At 70.3% G+C, this 19,276-nt stretch carries 14 protein-coding genes; 7 read left to right on the top strand and 7 right to left on the bottom strand.

The window, feature by feature from the left end; translation table 11 throughout:
• Nucleotides 1–38 precede the first annotated feature (38 nt).
• Both HHX40_RS20670 and HHX40_RS20665 read left to right on the top strand, forming a co-directional pair.
• Entirely contained in the window at nt 39–3,215 is a 3,177-nt protein-coding gene (locus HHX40_RS20670; RefSeq protein ID WP_182882032.1) for an amidohydrolase family protein, read from the top strand.
• Between the two features lie 284 nt (nt 3,216–3,499).
• The gene (locus HHX40_RS20665; protein ID WP_182881904.1) at nt 3,500–3,745 is read left to right on the top strand and encodes a hypothetical protein; all 246 of its coding nucleotides are present in this window, start codon (nt 3,500–3,502) and stop codon (nt 3,743–3,745) included.
• Between the two features lie 123 nt (nt 3,746–3,868).
• Here the strand turns inward: HHX40_RS20665 and HHX40_RS20660 are convergent, their stop codons facing one another.
• Both HHX40_RS20660 and HHX40_RS20655 read right to left on the bottom strand, forming a co-directional pair.
• Nucleotides 3,869–5,749: an adenylyl cyclase gene (locus HHX40_RS20660; protein WP_182881903.1), complete on the bottom strand. Its 1,881-nt coding sequence runs from the start codon at nt 5,747–5,749 to the stop codon at nt 3,869–3,871.
• Between the two features lie 384 nt (nt 5,750–6,133).
• Nucleotides 6,134–7,039: a helix-turn-helix domain-containing protein gene (locus HHX40_RS20655; RefSeq protein ID WP_182881902.1), complete on the bottom strand. Its 906-nt coding sequence runs from the start codon at nt 7,037–7,039 to the stop codon at nt 6,134–6,136.
• An 855-nt stretch (nt 7,040–7,894) separates the two neighbouring features.
• Between HHX40_RS20655 and HHX40_RS20650 the strand changes: the two genes are divergently transcribed.
• Complete coding sequence (locus HHX40_RS20650; RefSeq protein WP_182881901.1) at nt 7,895–8,089, top strand: hypothetical protein; 195 nt, start codon at nt 7,895–7,897, stop codon at nt 8,087–8,089.
• Nucleotides 8,090–8,216: 127 nt separating this feature from the next.
• Here HHX40_RS20650 and HHX40_RS36890 read toward each other — a convergent pair whose 3' ends face one another.
• A complete protein-coding gene (locus HHX40_RS36890; RefSeq protein WP_259403760.1) occupies nt 8,217–8,351 on the bottom strand; it encodes a hypothetical protein in 135 nt (44 codons plus the stop codon).
• A gap of 106 nt (nt 8,352–8,457) precedes the next feature.
• The gene (locus HHX40_RS20645; protein WP_117409846.1) at nt 8,458–8,856 is read right to left on the bottom strand and encodes a VOC family protein; all 399 of its coding nucleotides are present in this window, start codon (nt 8,854–8,856) and stop codon (nt 8,458–8,460) included.
• Between the two features lie 92 nt (nt 8,857–8,948).
• On the opposite strand from HHX40_RS20645, the gene HHX40_RS20640 reads away from it, so the two are divergent.
• A complete protein-coding gene (locus HHX40_RS20640; RefSeq protein WP_182881900.1) occupies nt 8,949–9,944 on the top strand; it encodes a helix-turn-helix transcriptional regulator in 996 nt (331 codons plus the stop codon).
• Between the two features lie 65 nt (nt 9,945–10,009).
• Here HHX40_RS20640 and HHX40_RS20635 read toward each other — a convergent pair whose 3' ends face one another.
• Nucleotides 10,010–11,434, bottom strand: coding sequence for an MDR family MFS transporter (locus HHX40_RS20635; RefSeq protein WP_310738209.1), 1,425 nt, complete (start codon nt 11,432–11,434; stop codon nt 10,010–10,012).
• Nucleotides 11,435–12,525: 1,091 nt separating this feature from the next.
• On the opposite strand from HHX40_RS20635, the gene HHX40_RS20630 reads away from it, so the two are divergent.
• The 3 genes from HHX40_RS20630 (at nt 12,526) to HHX40_RS20620 (ending at nt 15,291) form a co-directional block, all read left to right on the top strand.
• Nucleotides 12,526–13,695 carry an endo-1,4-beta-xylanase gene (locus HHX40_RS20630; RefSeq protein WP_182881898.1) on the top strand — a complete coding sequence of 390 codons (1,170 nt, stop codon included), beginning with the start codon at nt 12,526–12,528 and terminating at the stop codon, nt 13,693–13,695.
• Between the two features lie 94 nt (nt 13,696–13,789).
• Nucleotides 13,790–14,125 carry a PadR family transcriptional regulator gene (locus tag HHX40_RS20625; RefSeq protein ID WP_182881897.1) on the top strand — a complete coding sequence of 112 codons (336 nt, stop codon included), beginning with the start codon at nt 13,790–13,792 and terminating at the stop codon, nt 14,123–14,125.
• Complete coding sequence (locus tag HHX40_RS20620; RefSeq protein WP_182881896.1) at nt 14,122–15,291, top strand: hypothetical protein; 1,170 nt, start codon at nt 14,122–14,124, stop codon at nt 15,289–15,291. The genes HHX40_RS20625 and HHX40_RS20620 overlap by 4 nt, the downstream gene beginning before the upstream one ends.
• Nucleotides 15,292–15,357: 66 nt before the next feature.
• On the opposite strand, the gene cphA is transcribed toward HHX40_RS20620, so the two are convergent.
• On the bottom strand, nt 15,358–18,123 hold the full coding sequence (gene cphA, locus HHX40_RS20615; RefSeq protein ID WP_182881895.1) for a cyanophycin synthetase: 2,766 nt from the start codon (nt 18,121–18,123) through the stop codon (nt 15,358–15,360).
• Nucleotides 18,124–18,167: 44 nt separating this feature from the next.
• Nucleotides 18,168–18,995 carry a cyanophycinase gene (locus tag HHX40_RS20610; protein WP_182881894.1) on the bottom strand — a complete coding sequence of 276 codons (828 nt, stop codon included), beginning with the start codon at nt 18,993–18,995 and terminating at the stop codon, nt 18,168–18,170.
• Between the last annotated feature and the right edge of the window lie 281 nt (nt 18,996–19,276).

Below are 19,276 nucleotides of genomic sequence, written 5' to 3'. Positions count from 1 at the left end.
ATGATCGACGACGCGAAATGTAGGAGGAAAAGTTGTCGGTGCCCCCCACCCCGGCATCCCCCGACGCACCTCTCTCCACTGAATCGCCCTTCCGTCCGTCCCGCCGGGCCGTCCTGGCCGGTGCGGGAGCCGCCCTCGCCGCCTCGCTGATCCCCGCCACAGCCGGCCGCGCCCGAGCGGACGAGGCCCGGAACGGCGGCGGCACCTCCGTCGCCTCCGGCACCGACTTCGCCGTCGCCCCCTCACCCGACGGCCGCCTGCTCGCCATCGACATGCTCGGCGTCCTGTGGGTCTGCTCCGCCTCCGGCGGCACCGCCCGCCGGCTCACCAGCGATCTGTACGACATCGCCCAGCCCGACTGGTCTCCGGACGGTTCCACCATCGTGTTCCAGTCGTACCGCGACGGTGTGTTCAACCTGTGGAAGATCCGGTCCGACGGATCCGCGATCACCCAGTTGACCACCGGCCCGTACGACCACCGCGAGCCCCGGTACAGCCCCGACGGACGCACCATCGCCTACTCCTCCGATGCCGGCGGCAGCTACGGGATCCACCTGCTCGACGTCGCCACCGGCGCCACCCGCGCGCTGGCGGACACGTCCGCCGAGGAGTACGAGCCGGTCTGGTCACCCGACGGGACCAAAGTCGCGTTCGTCGTCTCGGACACCAGGATCGACGTCGTCGACGTCGCCACCGGCGCCCGCAGCACCGCAGTCACCGTACCCACCGGTCAGGTCGTCCACCAGCCGTCGTGGCTGCCGAACGGCACCGACATCGCCTACCACCTCTTCAACGCCGGCGTGAACTCCCTGGCCAGCACCGCGGGCCCGCTCGTCATCGGCGAGGAGGTCTTCCCGTTCCGGGCGCGGTTCGCCGCGGACGGGCGCTACTTCTACACCTCCGGTGGCACCATCCGGACCCGCCGCCTCGGCTCCACGTCCGCCGGCACGGTGGGCTTCACCGCCGCGCTGACCGTGACCACCCCGAAGTACAAGAAGAACGTCCGCGTGTTCGACGCGCCCGGGTCGTTCCCGGTCGTCGGCATCGGCAGCCCGGCCGTCTCCCCGGATGGGTCCACCATCGCGTTCCGCGCCCTCAACGACATCTACACGATGCGGATCGGAGGCAGGCCGGTCCCGCTGTTCCGCGACCGGTGGTGGAAGGCCGACCCGGACTTCTCCCCGGACGGGCGGCGGCTGGCGTTCGTCACCGACCGCACCGGCACCCTCAACATCTGGGTCCGCGATCTGGCCGCCGGCACCGACCGGCAGCTGACCCGCCTGACCGACTCCGCGGCCCTGTCGGTCCGGTGGTCACCCGACGGGAAGGAGATCGCCTACCTGGACCAGGACGGCGCGCTGTGGGTCCTGGACGTCGGCACCGGCGACATCCAGAAGGTCTTCGGCGCCACCTTCGAACCGGGCCGGCCGACCTGGTCGCCCGACGGGAAGACCATCGCCCTCGCCGCGGTCGTGCCGTACTCGCGACGGTACCGCGAGGGGCTGTCCAAGATCCTCCTCGTCGACCGGGCCACCGGCGCGGGCACGTACGTCGACCCCGCCCCGCACCGGTCGCTGCAGACCCGCGGCGACGACGGCCCCGTCTGGTCGCCGGACGGCACCATGCTCGCGTTCGCCATGGAATCGCTCTTATGGGTCCTGCCGGTCGACAAGACCGGACGGCCCACCGGCCCCGCCCGCCAGGTGACCCAAGAGCTGTCCGACGCCCCGGCATGGGCCGGCGACTCCGCCTCCTTGCTCTACCTGAACGGCGGGCGGCTGAAGACCGTCCGCATCGACGGCAGGCCCGGACGATCCATTCCGGTACCGCTGACCTGGCGCAACGACCCCGGTCCCGCCGACCAGGTCGTCGTCCACGCCGGCCGAATGTGGGACGGCGTCTCCGCGGGCGTCGCCCGCGACGTCGACGTCATCATGCGCGGCCAGCGCATCGTCGCGGTCGAGCCGCACCGCGACGGACGGCCCGGCACGCTGATCGACGCGAGCGACAAGTTCGTCATGCCCGGCCTGATCGACATCCACCACCACCGCGAGATGCAGGGCTACGCCTACGGATCCCGCCAGGGGCCGCTGTGGCTCGCCCTCGGCATCACGACGACCCGCTCACCCGGCTCGCCCGCGTACCACATGGTCGAAGAACGCGAGTCGGTCCAGTCCGGCGCCCGGCTCGCACCGCGCTATCTGGCCACCGGGGAGGCCATCGACGGGCCGCGCATCTACTACAACTTCATGCGCCCGACGTTCTCCCACCAGCAACTGCGGCTGGAGCTCGAACGGGCCGCCAGCCTCGACTACGACCTCATGAAGGCGTACGTGCGGCTGCCGGTCGTGTGGCACAAGGAAATCATCGAATGGGCCCACCGCAAGGGCAAACCAGTCACGTCCCACTACCACTATCCGGCGATCGCGATGGGCGGCGACCAGACCGAGCACTACGGCGCCACCAACCGGTTCGGCTACTCGCGCACCGTCACCAATGTCGGCTCCGCCTACTCCGACGTCATCTCCATGTTCAACGCGTCCAAGATGGCCAGAACCCCGACCCTGTTCAACTGCAGCACCCTCTACAAGGAGGACACCTCGCTGGTCACCGACGAACGGGTCCGCCGGCTCTACCCGAACTGGCGGATGGCGGCGCTCCAGGCGTCCGTCACGTCGGCGCAGACCACCGATCAGACGGTGCTCCGGGCGGCCCTGGCCAATCACGTCGCGCAGTTCGCCGCGATGATCCGCGGCGGCGGCGTCGTCACCGCCGGCACCGACTCACCGATCGATCACCTCGCGGTCAGCCTGCACATGAACCTGCGGGCCATGGTCAAGTACGGCCTGACCCCGCTGGAGACGCTGCGTACCGCGACCAGCACGTCCGGGACGTTCCTCGGCCAGCCGCTCGGCAGGATCGGCAGGGGCATGTACGCCGACCTGGCCATCGTCGACGGCGATCCCCTGTCCCGCATCGAGGACGCCGCGAACGTCACCGCCGTCGTCGTCGGCGGGAGGCACCACGCGGTCGAGCAGCTGCTCGCCCCGTACCCGTCCTCGACGACGACCGACCAGGCCGATGCGCTCGGTGTCTCGGCGCCCCGGGGCAAGGTCAGGGCCCGCGTGCCCGCCCATCCGAGCACCGCGGCCTTCTGGTGGAACGACGCCGACGAGCTGGAGAAGGCCCGCCTCTCCTGCGGCCACGACCACTAGGCGTGCCCGGCTGACCTACCCACCGGCCGTGTGCGGCCGTACGTCCGCACACGGCCGGAACGATCGACGGCGTCCGGCCGGTGCGAGCCGCCGGCCGGACACCGTGGTGACTGAAGTATCGCTGGTCCGGCAGCGGCCCGAGCCCTTACGCTAGCCGTACAGCAGGGGGGAGTATCCCTTCGCGACGGTCCCGTCATTACGGTGTCGGCACCCGGGGCCGCCGGTCCGGTCGCACGGCGGGCGGGAGAGACCTCTGGCGAGCTTCGCGCTGCCAGGAGGGCTCCGTGACCGAGTTCTTCAAGACCGTGGGAATGGGTGCCTCAATCGTGCCTGTCGCCATGGCCGTCGTCGTCGTGGCCGCCGGTCTGACCGCCCTCTGGGCGCCGTCCGCCAAGCGCCAGACGCGCGCCGTTCAGGTGCTCAAGATCGTGCTGCGCGTTCCTCCCCCCTCCCGGCGGCGCCGGGGCGAGCCGCCGCCGGAGGCCGCCGACCTGGGTGAGCTGCCGCCCTTCCCGGGCCGGGAAAAGTAGATTCCGTGGGAGGGCGTTCTCCACACGGGCGTACGTGTCGGCTCGAAGCGGTCTCCGGCCAGCCGTCCCCGAGAAAGGTGCGGACCGCGTACGGCCCGCACCTTTCCGGGGTTCCTTTTCCTGTTACTGGGCCGGGTAGTCGGAGATGTACACCGGCGCGCCGACCTTGGTCGTGTCGGCCGCGTCGCCGACACCGTTGACGACATGGTCGATCGTGCCCGCGCTGAGGTTGACCGTCATGATGTGGTGCAACCGCACGCCCGGGGTCTGGGGCGCCTCGAAGCCGTTCTCGGTGTGAATCGACGGGTTGTTCTGGTTGAAGACGTAGACACCGCCGCCGTACAGGCGATGCGTCCGCACCCGGTCGCCGACCTTGTAACCGGCGTAGCCCTCGACCTTGCCGTTCATCCAGTCGGCCTGGGTCGGCGGGTCGTACGGCAGCTCGTTCTGGTAGAGGATCGTCGTGCCGTCGTCGCCGTTCCAGACCGTGTTGTAGCGCTGGAAGTGCTCGACGAACAGGCCGGTCGCCGTGACGTGGTCGCCGTTGACGACGGCGCCGTAACGGCCGATGTTGGTCTGCCAGCGCTGCGTGTCGGTGAAGCCCTCGACGCCGTGGTCGGCGCGCCACACCCACGTGTGGTCGATGAGCACGTCGTCGCTGTCGACCTGGAGCGCGACGTCGGTCTTGCCGACGTGCGGCCCGCCGACGCGGAAGTACACGTCGGACAGGGTCGTCGGGTCGTTCGCCGAGGTCCGGTGCCCGCCGTGCCCCCTGCCGACCCGCAGCAGGACCGGCGACCTCTCCGTTCCCGCGTCGATGGTCACGCCCGCGACGACGACGCCGGGGACGTCCGCGACGTCGATGGGGGTCGAGCCGTGGACGGCGGTGAGCGTGGCGTGCCCGAGGCCGAGGATCACCGTGCCGGGACGCTTGACCTCGATGCTCCGCGCGATGTCGTACACGCCCGGCGTGAGCAGCAGGTTTCTGCCCCGGGCGAGCTGGCTGTTGATGGTCTGCACGGAGTCCGACGGCCTGGCGACGAAGAAGTCGCCGATCGGCAGCGTACGGCCCGGGGTCAGGCCGTTCGCCCAGGAGACGCCTCGCGTGTTCTTCCGCGCGGCGGGCACCCGCACGTTGTACCTGCCCTGCGCGTCCACGAACAGGTACGGCTTCTCCCGGCTGACCGGCGTCGTGTCGAGCGTCGTGTACGGCGGGTTGGGGAAACCGCTCTCGTCCGGCGCTCCGACGACCCCGGAGAAGACCTGGTTCCACACGCCGTTGGACCAGCCGGCGATCTCGGTGTTGCGGGTCAGCCACTGCTGCTGTGAGCCGTTCGTGACGGACGGCAGCCTGGAGTCGGCGATGAAACCGCCACTGGCGTACTGCGGGCCGGCGGTGCAGTAGTCCATCAGCGACAACGTGCCGCCGGTGACGTTGAGACGGCGCATCGAGACCGCCTGGGAGACGGCCCAGAAGTTCGCCCCCTTGCGGCAGTCGTCCTGCCCGGCCCCGTTGACGTTGATCGACAGGTTGGACAGCGTGCGCCAGAAGTTGACGAGCGCGAGGCAGTTGCCGGTGCCGTTGTTCTCCAGGCAGCGGTTGTAGACCTCGACCTTGCCGTTGATGACGACGTCCCCGGGGGAGGCGCCGAGACCGGCGATCTCGGTGTAGTACCCGACCTTGATCTGGAGCGGATGCTCCGCCGTGCCGTACGTGCCGGGCCTGAAGAGATAGGCGTGCCGGGTGGTGCCCATCTCGTTGTCGACCTGGGCGGCGTTGGCCGCGTCGAGGGTCGCCTGGATGTCGGCGACCGGCATGCTCGGGTCGAAGACGGTGACGTTCGGACCCAGGTTCGCGGCGCCCTGGTTGTGCGGGGCGGCGCCCGGCTTGTACGGGGTGGCCACGGCGGCCGGGGCCGCCACGGACGTCGCGGCGGCCGTCATCAGGAGGCCGGCGGCGAACACGAGGCCGGCCCGGCGGCGGCCGGAAGGCTGGGGCGTCATGCGGTCCGCCCTTCCCGCTCCATGCCGAATACGGAGGACGTGGGGATGGACGGCGGGTATGCCGGCGCCGCGTGCGGGGTCCCTCGACGGGCGCGGTGGCCCGTTCGCGTGCCGGGGTGGCTCACGATCGTCATCGACCTGCCTACTCAGGGGGTGGACGGCCCGACACCGCCGCCTCCCTGCGGAGCCCGTGAGAGCGCTCTCTCGGGTGGGCGGGCTTGTATCAAGCCGCGAAAAATGTGTTGGGTCGTTTGTACCTCGCCAACCCCTCCCGGCGCTATGTCCACGGCCGCCCCGATTGCCGGAGCGAGGCGCGCGGCCCGTTGCCGTCCCGGGCCGTCGCGCGCTACGTCGGCGGCGACGGCCCCGCGGCGTGAGGAGGCGTCACAAGAGGTCGTGCAGCTCCCGCAACAGCTCAGCCGTCGTCCAAGGGGGCAGAGCCTGGGCGCACAGAATCTCCATCGCGTTTGTGTAGAGGTCGACGTCCTCGCGCTTGTCGATGTAGAGCGCGCTGTTGAGCTGTTCGAGGTAGACCAGATCGGGAAGGTCCGGCTCACCGAACCGCAGGATGGTGAACGAGTGACCGACCAGAGCATGGGCCTCGGCACCGTACGGAAGAACCTGGACGGTCACGGTGGGGCGTTGCCCCATCTCCATGAGGTGCCGCAACTGCCCCCGCATCGTCTCGCGTCCCACTGTGGGGCGCCGGAGAGCGCTCTCGTCGATCACCGTCCACACTGCCGGGCCTTCGGCCGCCGACAGAATCCGCTGACGCTCTCGCAGCAGGTCGACCCGGCGGTCGATCTCCAGCGGAGGCGCGCCTGGATTGGCAAGCGTCAGGTACGCCTTGGCGTACTCCGCCGTCTGCAGAAGAGGGGGGACGGCGTGCTCCTCGTAGCCCCGGATCACCGAGGCTCCCTCTTCCAGCCCCAGATAGGCGTTGAGCCAGGGCGGCAGGACGTCGCTGTACTTGTGCCACCAGCCCGGGTTGTTGGCCTGCTTCACCAGGTCGAGGAGTGCCGCGCGCTCCTCGGCGTCCGTCACGCCGTAGAACGTCAGGAGATCGGCGACGTCCCGCTCCTTGAAGGGGCTCCGGCCCAGCTCCAGACGGCTGATCTTGGATTCGCTGCCTCGGATGAGATGTCCCGCCGCGGCGCGGGAGATGCCTTTCGCCTCACGCAGCCGACGTAGCTGGGCGCCCAGTGTGATGCGCAGGACAGTCGGTCCGCTTCCCGAATGACCGCGATCCCCGTCGGCCGGCCATCCGCTTCCTGCGAGTACCGCCGCCATCAACTCTCTCCCGCGCAGATGACCTGACCTGGGAAACCATGCCTCTATAAGGGTCCGCGCACGTCAAACCGCCCCGGGCTCGACAGTACGCCATCGAATTGTCCGGCGCCCATGGTAACCGAGTCTGCCGCGCCAACCGCCGTGCACGTGCATATAGCCGCTCATAAGCAGGTGCAAACCCCGACAGGCCCGACCGTGCCCGTCGGCCGAGCGCGATGCCAGGAGAAGCACAAGGTGAAAGGAAGGGTGAGGCCGAGCAGATCGACGAACGGCCTGTCCGTGTTCGGCACAGAGGGCAGCGGGACGCATGACCCGACCGCAAGGCATCCGCCATCGCCCCGCACACGCTCTTCCTCGCTCATCCGGTATGAGCTGGGAATTCGCCTGAAGACGGAACTCTGCCCAAGGTCGATCAGGCTCAGGCCGGCAATCCGGAAAGCTCTCCGGCCCGATAGAGAAGGTTATGCACGTGCATCTGGTCGGTCATACTCACGTGCAGATGGCGCTTGCACGGAGGTGATCGCTGGTGGAGGATAAGCGCCATCGAGCGTGGCACCGTGTCAAAGCCACGCAAAAACGAACGGCCCTCCGTGGTCAGACAGAGGGCCGTTCCGATCAGTCCCCGCGCTTCCACCGCACGAAAGGACATGAACCGATGTTGAAGATACCCCCTGCGCCTCGCGGTCGGCGCGTCCCACCGGCCATATCGCCGAGATCACGGGCCGGGAGTTCGGCCAGGGTCTCGGCCACGGCCTCGGGCGCGGCCTCGTGAGTCGCCGGCACAGGACACCGCCGGGAACGACGGACCATCCCAGCAGAAGGGCCGATGAGGCCATGGGCCAACGGAGATGCCGGGTGGTGCGCAGGCGCGTGGTGGGCAGCGGGCCTTACGAGGGACGTCCCCCGGCACTGCTCTCTTCCCGCGCTCTCCTCCTCGTGTTCGTCTCCGTGCAGACCGGGGCGACCGTGGCGGTCAGCCCGGCGCTCGCGCTCCCCATCGGCGTCGCCCTCACCACGCTGGCGCTCCTGCACAGGTTGACAGGTTCCTGAGGGCGCTCGGCGCCCGAGCATCGGCCAGAGGGCAAGGCTGGTGCTGATTCGCCGCCGGTAGCGGTCGACGGCGTCCGGCTGACCGGCCAGACGCCGTCCCGACCTGAAAAATCGCCGGAAGTCGCGGTCAGTCCCGCGTGTGCATCATCGAAAGGGCTTTCTCGGTCACCGCCATCCACATCGCGAAGGCGGCGCAGCCGCCCTCGAATGCGACGAGCCGCGAATACCATTTCTGGTCCGTCCCTTCGGCCTGCACCACCATACGGAGCAGTAACAGGCCACCGGTGAGATTGACGAGCCCCCATTCCGGGAGCGTTATCGGTGCGATTCGCCCTGCAGCGGCCTGCCGGGCGGTCGTTTCTCCGACGTCAGCGAGCGAATTTCGCGATGGCGGCCGGCGTGACGGGGGTGAAGAAATTGACGAGGTTGCCGTCAGGGTCGCGCACCAGGAGCGACCGGTTGCCCCACGGCATGGTGGTGGGTTCCTTCACGAGCTCCGCGACGGACCCGGCCAGGTTCCGGTGCACGCCGTCCACATCGTCGACGAGGAATTCGATGATCACCGAGTGGTTGCCGGCCGGACGGGCCGCTCCGGGCGCGAACAACGGAACGGTGCGGGTGCTACCGATCGCGAGGGTGGCGGACCCGGTCCTGATCTCTGCGAAGTCCTCGCCGGACCAGTCGGCCCGCACACCCGTGGCCCGCTCGTAGAAGCCGACGAGGCGCGCGAGGTCGCCTGTGATGACGCGGATCGAGACGAAATCCATGAGAGATCTCCTTGGTCTGCGGGGCCTACGCAGGAGAAGTTACGTCGAATACTGGACAGAATCGGCCCACTATCGGCACTAAGTTGTGGTGTATGGCCCGGCCCACTCAGCGCGTGCTCACCCTGCTCGAACTCCTGCAGTCGGGCGGCATCCGGACGCTGGCCGAACTCTCCGATCGGCTCGGCGTGGATGAACGCACCGTGCGCCGGTATGTGGACCACCTCATCGACCTCGACGTGCCCGTCGAGTCGGTGCGCGGCCGATACGGCGGATATCGGCTCGCCGTCGGATACCGGATGCCTCCACTCATGCTGAGCGACGACGAAGCCCTCGCCGTGCTGCTCGGCCTGGTCGCCGCCCGCCGGGCGGGGTTGGCGACGACGACGGGCACGGCGAGCGAGACGGCGGCTGTGAAAATCCGGCGGGTACTGCCCGAACGGCTCGCCCGTAAGGTCGACGCCGTGCTCGAATCCCTCGCCTTCACGGCTCCGCCCGGCGAGTTCCCCGCCCCGCAGACCACGGTCCTGCTCGCCGTCGCCGATGCGGTGCGCCACCGTCGGCCGATCTCGATCCGGTACACCGCCGCCGACGGCCGGCGCAGCGAACGCACGCTGCACCCGTACGGGCTCGTCGCCCACTCGGGCCGGTGGTACGTGACGGGTGCGGATCCCGGGGCCGGCGAGGACCGGACCTTCCGGCTGGATCGCATCGCGGACGCCAGAACCCTGCCCGGCTCGTTCGAGCCGCCGACCGCAGGGATCGATCCGGCGCAGCGCGTCCTGTCAGGGCTCGCCAAGGCCCCTTACCGGCACGAGGTGACCCTCAGAATCCAGGGGACGGTCGAGCAGATCCGCACCAGGTTTCCCGCCAGCGTCGCGATCGTGGAGGAGCCGCCGCCGACGGGGGGCGTGGCTTCGGAGACTGAGGGCTGGCTCCGCGTCGAGGTGCGGGCGGAACGGCTCGACTGGCTGCCTCCGCTGCTGGCGTCACTCGACCGGCGGTTCGTCATCGAGCGACCGGATGAGCTGCGCACCCTCGTCATCGCCCTCGCCGATCGGCTCGCGGCCTCCGCCGGCCGGCGGACCTGATCCGCTGATTGCCGGGCAGGCACGACCCACCCGGCAGATTCGCTCCCCCCGTCGTCAGGCCTGTCTCAGTGGCCGTGTCCCTGGAACTCGGCTCCGGCGTCCGCTCGGGCCGGCAGGAGCACGGCGGTGATCACCACGGCCAGGGACAGCACCGCGCCGATGACGAAGGCCAGCCGCATGCCGCCCAGGTTGGCGAGCACCTCCGTCGTTCCCGCGGACCTCAGGGCATCGGCCCGCGCGCTCATCACGGTGATCACGAGCGCGGTGCCAAAGGCCGCGGCGACCTGCTGCAACGTGCTCAGGATCGAGCTGCCGTGGGAGTAGAGGTGCGGGGGAACCGCGCCGAGCCCGAGGGTGAACACGGGGGTGAAGGTCGCGGCCAGGCTCACCATCAGCAGCGCGTGCAGGCCCAGCAGCTGCCAGTACGGCATGGTCATCGTGACCTGGGTGAAGCCGGCGAGCGCGAACATGATGCCGACCGCGCCGGGAACGACCAGAACCCGGCCGCCGAACCGGTCGAACAGGCGGCCGACGGTCGGGCCGAGAAGCCCCATCGCGAGGCCGCCCGGCATCACGAGGAGGCCGGTCTCCAGGGGGCTCAGCTGCCGGACGTTCTGCAGGTACAGCGGCAGCAGGATCATCGCACCGAGCATCGCCATGAAGGAGACCGACATGAGGATCAGCGCGATCGTGTAGGTGCGGTGCCGCAGGGTGCGCAGGTCCATCAGCGGCACGCCGCGCTTCTGCAACGACAGCTGGCGGACGACGAAGACGGCGATGGCGATCAGGCCCGCCGCCACGATCGAGGCGGCCACGCGGACGTCGCCACCCTCGAACTGGCTGAGCCCGTAGACCAGGCCGCCGAAGCCGGCGGCGGCGGTCACCACGCTCAGCCAGTCGATGGCGCTGGCCTGGGTCTCCCCGACGTTCCTGAGCTGCCGCAGACCGCTCCACGCGATCAACGCGGCGATGGGGAGCACCACCGCGAACAGCAGCCGCCAGGACCCGAGCTGGAGGATCACCCCCGAGACCGCCGGGCCCATGGCGGGCGCGACCGAGATGGCGAGCGTGACGTTGCCCATCACACGGCCGCGGTCCGACTCAGGCACAACCTGCATCAACGTCGTCATCAACAGCGGCATCATCACGGCCGTCCCGGACGCCTGGATGATGCGGGCGCCCAGCAGCATCTCGAACGACGGCGCGACGGCGGCCAGCGCCGTGCCGAGCAGGAACAATCCCATCGCGGTGGCGTACGCACCACGGGTGGACACCCGTTGCAGGAACCACCCGGTGATCGGGATGACGGCCGCCATGGTCAGCATGAAGGCGGTCGACAACCACTGCGCCGTCTGTTCCGTGATGTGCAGTGCGCCCATCAGCCGCGGAATCGCGTTGATCAGGAGCGTCTCGTTGAGGATCACCACGAACGTGGCGAGCACCAGCAGCCGGATCACGGGCGGGGTGCGCCCCGGAGCTGCGGCGGTCACAGGCTTGGCGGGTGAATCAGTCTGAGCGATTGACACGGTACCTCGATCAGGGTCGTCGGAACATGACGCGGGCATGGCTGGAGCCCCAGCCTTGGGCTCCGCAAGAAGTTGCGTTCATGGAAAGCCTGACGGACACCACCGACAAAACTCATCGCCCAAGCACAGAGTTACGGCACCTGCCATGAAATGTCACATGGTTTTCACCTGGCGGCGGGCACCGGCACCCCGAAGCGACGCCTTCGGCGCCGCGGCACCGCCCGCACCGAGCCAGGCGGCTCACGCCGTACGCGACCTCAGCCGGGCGGCCTTCGTCAACTGCTGAGCGCGCGGGGCGCGTACGGTCGCCCAGCCACGCGTCTCGCGATCCCGTACGACCCGGTCGATCCACCCCGCGGGCAGGAAGTCGGTGACGACATCTCCGGGGCCCGCGGGCGGCGGCGGCCGTGAAATTTACACCTGCAGCGGTGAATCGCCATCGGACCCCATGTCCCTCTGAGGGCCGCCGATCCCGCCTGCACTCGCCGAGCTCCCGGGGTTTCCGAGTTCCTGCCCACGACGCCGCAGCGACCCTGGCGGCAGGCCACCCCGCCTGCTCGCCGTCTTTCCCAGTCAGGGCGGGAAACCTCGAAAAGTTTCGAAAAACCTGCCGCCGGCTTAGCCGCAGGCGGAGGGCCGACTATCGCACTCCTATCTCCCCCAGAGGGCACCGGGAGCGAAACCACTGGTGGTTGGAGCTCTTGACGTACAACAAGCCACTTCCTATGGTCTGCATTACTTTCGTAACAACCTCGAAACTTTCGGTCATCCTCCGTACGAAGATGGAGTCGTCGTGGTCAACCGAAGCCGGCGTCCACGCGGGCCACGTCTTCTCGCAGCTCCACCGGCCGCGACGGTTCTCCCGCCGGTAGGCCGCGCCTGCTCGCCGTACCGCGCGAGCGCCGCGTGAGCGTAGTCATGTGCCCGTCGGGCGATCGTGTGCGGCCCTGTTGGAGACGAGCGTCGCCATCCGCGCACCTCCCGACACCGGTCCGGCGGGGCTGACCTGATCCACAACAGCCATCAGATCCCTGTTTCCAACCCGAGGAGTTCCTGTGGTTCGTTCCGCACTGTCCATCGGCGTCCTGAGCGCCACGGTCCTGCTGGGCGGGGTGGCTCTCACCAACTCGGCCTCCGCCGAACCGGGCGCCGCCGCTGCCGCACCGTCCAAGGCCGTCCGCTACCCCGCGGACTCGCTGCGCGCCCTCGGCGACCGGATCGGTCTGCGCATCGGCACCGCCGTGAACATGGACGAACTCGGCAGCAACACCGACTACACCAAGATCACGGCTGAGCAGTTCTCCAGCGTCACCCCGGAGAACGTGATGAAGTGGCAGCTGGTGGAGCCCACCCGCGGCACCTACGACTGGGCGCCGGCCGACCGGCTGGTCGCCTTCGCGAAGACGAACAAGCAGCTGGTCCGCGGCCACACGCTGGTGTGGCACAGCCAGCTGCCCACCTGGCTCTCCTCGGACGGCTACACCACCACGCTGTCCAACGACGAGCTGAAGGCCCTGCTCAAGAAGCACGTCCAGGACCAGGTGAAGCACTTCAAGGGCGACATCTGGCAGTGGGACGTGGTCAACGAGGCGTTCGACGACGACGGGAAGCCCCGCCAGACCGTCTGGTACAAGGCGTGGGGCGGCCTCGGCTACATCGCCGACGCCTTCCGCTGGGCGCACGAGGCCGACCCGAAGGCCCTGCTGTTCTACAACGACTACAACCTCGAGTTCACCGGGCCGAAGAGCAACGCCGTGTACGACTTCGTCAAGACGCTGAAGGCCCAGCGTGTGCCCATCGACGGCGTCGGCTTCCAGGGCCACCTCGACACCCAGTACGGCTTCCCGGACCTGCAGAACAACCTGCAGCGCTTCGCGGACCTCGGCCTGAAGGTGGCCGAGACCGAGGTCGACGTCCGCACGTTCACGCAGGCCGCGCCGAACGTGAACACCCCGACCGACCCGCTGGCCCCGTACGCCCAGGAGAGCTACTGGTCCCGCGCCCTGAAGGCCTGCCTGGCGGTGCGCGAGTGCATCTCGTTCACCCCGTGGGGCTTCGGCGACACGTACTCCTGGATCCCCGGCTGGTTCGACAACCCGCAGGAGGGTGCCGCCCTGCTGTACGACGCGGACCTGAAGCCCAAGTCGCAGTACTACGTGATCCAGCAGGACCTGGCACTGGCCGCGGGCGCGCCGCGCCGGAACGGCCCGGGCGCCGGCCACTGACCGTACCGACAGGAATGGGGCCGCACTCCACGAGTGCGGCCCCATTCGCCGTATCGGGTTCACTCTATAACTCTATATAGGTAGAGTATCGGAGGTGACCCGGACACGGCGTTTCTCTCCCCAGGCGGAAGCGGTGCTGCGCGCGCTGGCGGCGGACCCTTCCGAGTGGCGTTACGGCTACGAGCTCGGGCGGGAGGTGGACCTCAAGGCCGGCTCCCTGTATCCGATCCTGATGCGGCTGGCCGACCGCGGGCTGCTGGAGTCGTCCTGGGAGAAGGCCCCGGTGGCGGGCCGCCCTCCCCGGCACCTCTACCGCCTCACCGGCGCTGGACTGGCGGTCGCCGCCGAGGTGGCGGCGAAGGCCGCGGCGCGCTCGGCCGCCGAGCAGGACAGGCCCGGCACACAGGGTTCCCTGCGCGGTGCCTGGTGAGCCGCCCCAGAGGCGACGCGGCGGGGCGGCTCCTCGCCTTCGCGCTGTGGCTCCTGCCTGCCGCCCGGTACGACTGGGGACTGGCCATGCGGGCCGAGCTCGCGCATCTGGAACAGCCCGCGGCACGCCTGCGCTTCGCGCTCGGCTGCGTCCGAGCGGCGGCGGTGCAACCGGTGGCACTGCGCCGCCTGGCCCTTTCCGCCGTCGTGGCCGGCGCGTTGGCGCTCCTGCTGGCGGGAGGCGTCACGTATCCCGCCGCCCGGCTCGAGCTGACCGGCTTGTTGTCGGTCGTGGTGCTGCTGGCCTGGCGGGGAGCCAGGCCCGGGCTGCTGGGTCCGGTGCGGCCTTCGAGGACCGCCCGGGTGGTGCGGACGACGGGGTTCGCGGTCGCGTGCGCGTACCTGCTGATCGCCTTTCTGGACCATCGCGGTCCCCAACCGCTGGGACCCGGCGACGGCCTCCTGCCGGCCATGATCACGCTCGTCCTGTACCTCGTGGTCACGCTGGCGCTGACCGCGCGTGCATCCACGGCGAGTTCCGTGACCCTTGTCTCCGGCATCGTCGCCGGTCTGGTCGCGGGACCGGCGTGCTTCACGCTCCTGCCCTTCGAGCGTGCTCTGCCGCCGCTCGCGGAGCACCTGCCGGGCCACGGGATGTGGCTGTTCGCGGCGGTCGTGGCGGCGCCTGCGGCCGCGATGATCGTGGTCGCCCGGTGCACCCGGGACACCCTCCAGAGCGTCGTCGCCCTGATGTGTGCGGGAGCCGTCTGCGCCGGAGTGGTCGCCGTACTGGGTTATGGCGCCTTCCTGCTCTTCCCCGACCAGATGCCGAACCTGGTTCCGCTCAACGCGGGGCCCCCCGACGTCCGCAGGGCGTTGTCCAGGCTGGAAGCAGGGGACGAGTACGTGGCCGCCCTGATCTGGGGCTGCCTGCTCGTGGGCGTGCTCAGCTCGTTGATCCGCCCGGCCGTCCGGCGGTGGACCCGCGTCCTGCGCATCGTGACGCTCACCGGCGCGTGCCTGGTCCTCGTGGCCGCGCCGACCGGACACGTGGACGCGGCCGTCGCCGCCGTCCTCGCCGCCACGACGACAGGGATGCTCACCCTGATCAGTACGAGGCATGATCTCCGTCGCAGCGGTACCACGGCCCGCATCACATTCAGGTGACCGATTCCTGAGTTCCCGGCACACAGAGAAGCCGGCATCTCTACACGGACGGATTGACGAGGCAGCTCACCCCTTCGCCTTCATCCACCGGAGGGGGCTTCCAGTCATCCGGGATTGCGGCGGCTCGACAGAAGGAGCAGGCGGGACCAGGTCGGCGGGTGCGGGCGGGACCGCGGCGGCGGGCCAGGGCCGGGCGTTCAGGGCCTCAAGGGCCTGGCGGGCCATGGCCAGCTTCTCGTAGACGAACAGGACTGGTTGGCCGGCGGCCATCGTGACCGCGATGCGCAGGGCGGCCTGCGGTCCTTCGGCGGTGGCGAGGCCGATGCCGGGCCGGGCCCGGCGCATGGCCGCGGTGATCAGGCCGGTCATCTCACCGGGCCGGCGGCCGCGCTTGTCGGCGTCCTCGTAGACGACGACCCGGCCGAACCACGCGGCGACGGCCTCGGCCGAGCGGGCCACCAGGTCGTCGCGGCGGTCGCCGGGCAGCGTGATCGCGGCCACGGGCTCGCCGCCCCAGACGTCGTTGATCATGCGGCCGGTCGCGTCGAGCGCGGCGGCGTTGTGGCCGTAGTCCACGATCACCGGGCCGCCGCCGGCCAGGTAGACGTGGCCGCGCCCCGGGTTCGACTCGCCCGGCGTGAACGTGCCCAACGCGCGCCGGATGTCCTTGGCGCTGACCCCGAGCCCGCGGCAGGCCGCCACCGCGGCCAGCGCGTTCGCGATCACGTGCGGGGCGAGCCCGCCGAACGCGCCGGGCAGCTCGGCCACGCTGAGCAGCGCCAGCTCCCGGTCCTCATCGAACTCGACCAGCTCGCCGTCGCGAAGCTCGTAGGCCAGGCCGCCCGCCTGCCGGTGCCGTTCGGTGACCGGGTTGCCGTTCACCAGGCTGAAATACCTGATCACGGACGCGTGCCTGCGCACCCGCGGCCGGTCGGCGAGCGCGGCGACCAGCGGGTCGTCGGCGTTCAGCACCACGGTCCCGCCATCGCGAACCTCCTCGGCGACCAGCGCCTTCACCTCGACCAGCTCGTCGAGATCTTCCACGCCGTCCGCACCCAGATGGTCGGCGGTGATGTTGGTGACCACGGCCACGTCGGCCTGGTCGTAGCCGAGCCCACTGCGGATGATCCCGCCACGCGCCGTCTCCAGCACCGCGGCATCGATGCTGGTGTCGTCGAGCACCATGTCCGCGGACCGCGGGCCCGAGCCGTCGGCGTCGTAGACCAGCCGGCCGCCGGAGTAGACCCCGTCCGTGGTGGACATCCCCACCCGCATCCCGGCCTTGCTCAGGATGTGGCCGATCATGCGGACCGTCGTGGTCTTCCCGTTGGTCCCGGTGACCGCGACGATCGGGACCCGAGATGGGGCGCCGGGCGGGTACAGGCTGTCGATCACCGCGCCGGCCACGTCCCGCGGCGCCCCCTCGGCCGGGGACAGGTGCATCCGCAGCCCCGGGCACGCGTTGATCTCGATCACGGCCCCGGGCTCGGCCCCGCCGTGACCGGCCGCGCCGCACCGCATCGGTGCCGCGATGTCGGCCAGCCGCACGTCGATGCCGCAGACGTCCAGGCCGACCACGGCCGCGGCCCGGCGGCACATGTCGGCCACATCCTCGTGCACCAGGTCGGTCACGTCGCGGCTGGTTCCGCCGGTGGACAGGTTCGCGTTCCGGCGCAGGGTCACGAGCCGGCCGCGGGCCGGGACCGACGCCGGGCCCAGGCCCTGGGCCTCCAGGTTCGCGAGCGCGCAATCGTCCAGTTCGATCTTGGTCAACTCTCGGGAGTGGCCCTCGCCCCGGCGCGGATCGGCATTCACCACATCGACGAGTCGGGTGATGTCGGAGGCACCATCGCCGGTCACCGAGGCCGGCCGCAGCTCGGCCGCCGCCACCACCTGGCCGTCGACCACCAGCACCCGGTAGTCGGTGCCGGGCACGAACTTCTCCACGATCGCTCCCTCACCATCGGCCGCCGCCTGGGCGTAGGCCACCGCCGCGGCCGCGGCGGTGGTCACGCCGACGGTCACGTTGGCACCGTGGCTGCCGTGGAGCGGCTTGATCACGACCGGCCCGCCGAGCCGGCCCACCGCCCCGGCGGCGTCGGCCGCGCTCCAGGCCACCACCCCATCGGGCACCGGGATGCCCGCCTCTGTCAGCAGCTGCTTGGCCAGCATCTTGTCGGCCGCGATGTCCACACCGATCACCGACGTCTGCTCGGTCAGCGCGGCGTACACCAGTCGGCGATAGCGCCCGTAGCCGAGCCGCAGCATGCTCAGCCGGCCGACCCGGCGGACCGGTATCCCCCGGCGGCGGGCCGCGCCCGCGAGCGCGGCCGTGCTCACGCCGAGGCGCTCCCGCTCCACGACCCGAGCGATCCTGGCCAGTTCGAGCGACAGGTCGGGGATGTGCTCAAGAAGAATGTGCTTGACCGTGGTGATGGCCAGTTCCAGCAGCTCGGCCGGCACCGAGGACTGCGCGGGCTCGTCCTGCGGGCACTCGGTCATCACGTCGTAGCGGCCGTCGGCGCCGGCCCACATGGTCCGGCCCAGGTACACGTCGCGGCCCACCAGGCTGGACAGCTCCAGCGTCACGTGCTCGGTGACGTGGCCGAAGTAGGTGCCCCGGGCCATCGCCTCCAGGAACCCGCCCGGACGCCCGGCCGCGCAGTGGTGCTCGGCCAGCCCGGGCAGGGCCGCGGTCAGCCGTCCGGCGAAGCCCGGGTACTCGGTGGTGTTCCGGCCGGTCAGCTCCTCGAGCTCGAGCCGCGCGACGGTGACCGGCCGGGTGCTGAATGCGTTGGGTCCGCTCAGGTGACGCAGGTCTTCGAGACGCACGTGACGCTCCCCAAGGGTTGGGCAGATGGGCGGGCTGGCGGTGATCAGTACCGGTCGTGCGCGGGCCCGATGGTGGCCTCGCGGGTCGCGATGTCGAAGACGCACCCGGCGGGCAGCAGGTGCAGCCGGACGCCGAACAGGGTGATCGGGTCTTCGTCCCCGGCGGCGTGGATGACCGTGGCGTTCCGTCCGTCAGCCACCGTGGCCACGCCGGCGCCGAGCACCTCGAAGCGGGTGCCGTCGACCAGGATCCCGGTGTTCTCGCCGATGCCGACGCCCAGGTACTCCAGGTCCAGCGCCAGAGCGCTGAGCAGCCGGGGGAGCCGGCCGCGCTCGCTGAAGTGCATGTCGATGATGAGCGCCTTCGGGAGCAGGCCGAGCCCCGGGCCGGTGCGGACCGTGGCGGCGGACACGCCGGGGCCCTCGCCGCCGAGGATCATCGTGCGGCCCATGGCGGTAGCGCCGGCGCTGGTCCCGGCGATGACCGCGCCACCTGCGCGCAGCCGGTCGCGCAGGATCTCGTTGGCCCGCGAGCCGACCAAGGCGCGCAGCCGCGACTGGTCGCCGCCGGAGAAGAACACGCCCGTGGCGTCGTCGAGGAGCTTGGCCGCGTTGTCGCCGTCCGCGTCGGAGCGCCCGCGCAGCCGCAGTTCACTAGTGTGGTCCACGCCGAGCTTGCGGAACACCCGCTCGTAGTCGGCGTGCACCTCCTCGGGCGCCCCGGTGGCCGTAGTGACCAGCACGATCCGGGCCGCCTCGCCGCCAGACAGCTCCACGAACCGCTCGAGCAGCCCGGAACCGCGGCACTCGGCGCCTCCGATGACAAGCAGGCGGCCCGGATCGCCAGGTTCATCCCCTTCGTCCGTGTCCATGCTGCCTCCTCGACCAGTTGTTACCCTTAGGCGTCGGATATCATCCGAGAGCAACCAGTTCGGCCCGCATGGACCGATTTGGGAGCGCAGGCGCTCGCGTTACTCGGACGCAGGGCGCCGCAGACGTGCCGGCCGTACCCCGGGCCCGGAGCGCTGCCTGGACAGCTCATCGGGCAGCTACAGCGCACCCCGTCCGCACCATCACCGGCCCCAGCCTCCATACGCGCTTGCCGGTAGCGGACGAAGGCGGCCCCGCCGAGGTTCAGCGACAGAGCGGAGCG

It is taken from the genome of Microbispora sp. H10949 (assembly GCF_014161435.1).
GTDB lineage: Bacteria > Actinomycetota > Actinomycetes > Streptosporangiales > Streptosporangiaceae > Microbispora > Microbispora triticiradicis.
Note: the sequence above shows the minus strand (reverse complement) of the source record. Positions and strands in the feature narration are given on the sequence as shown.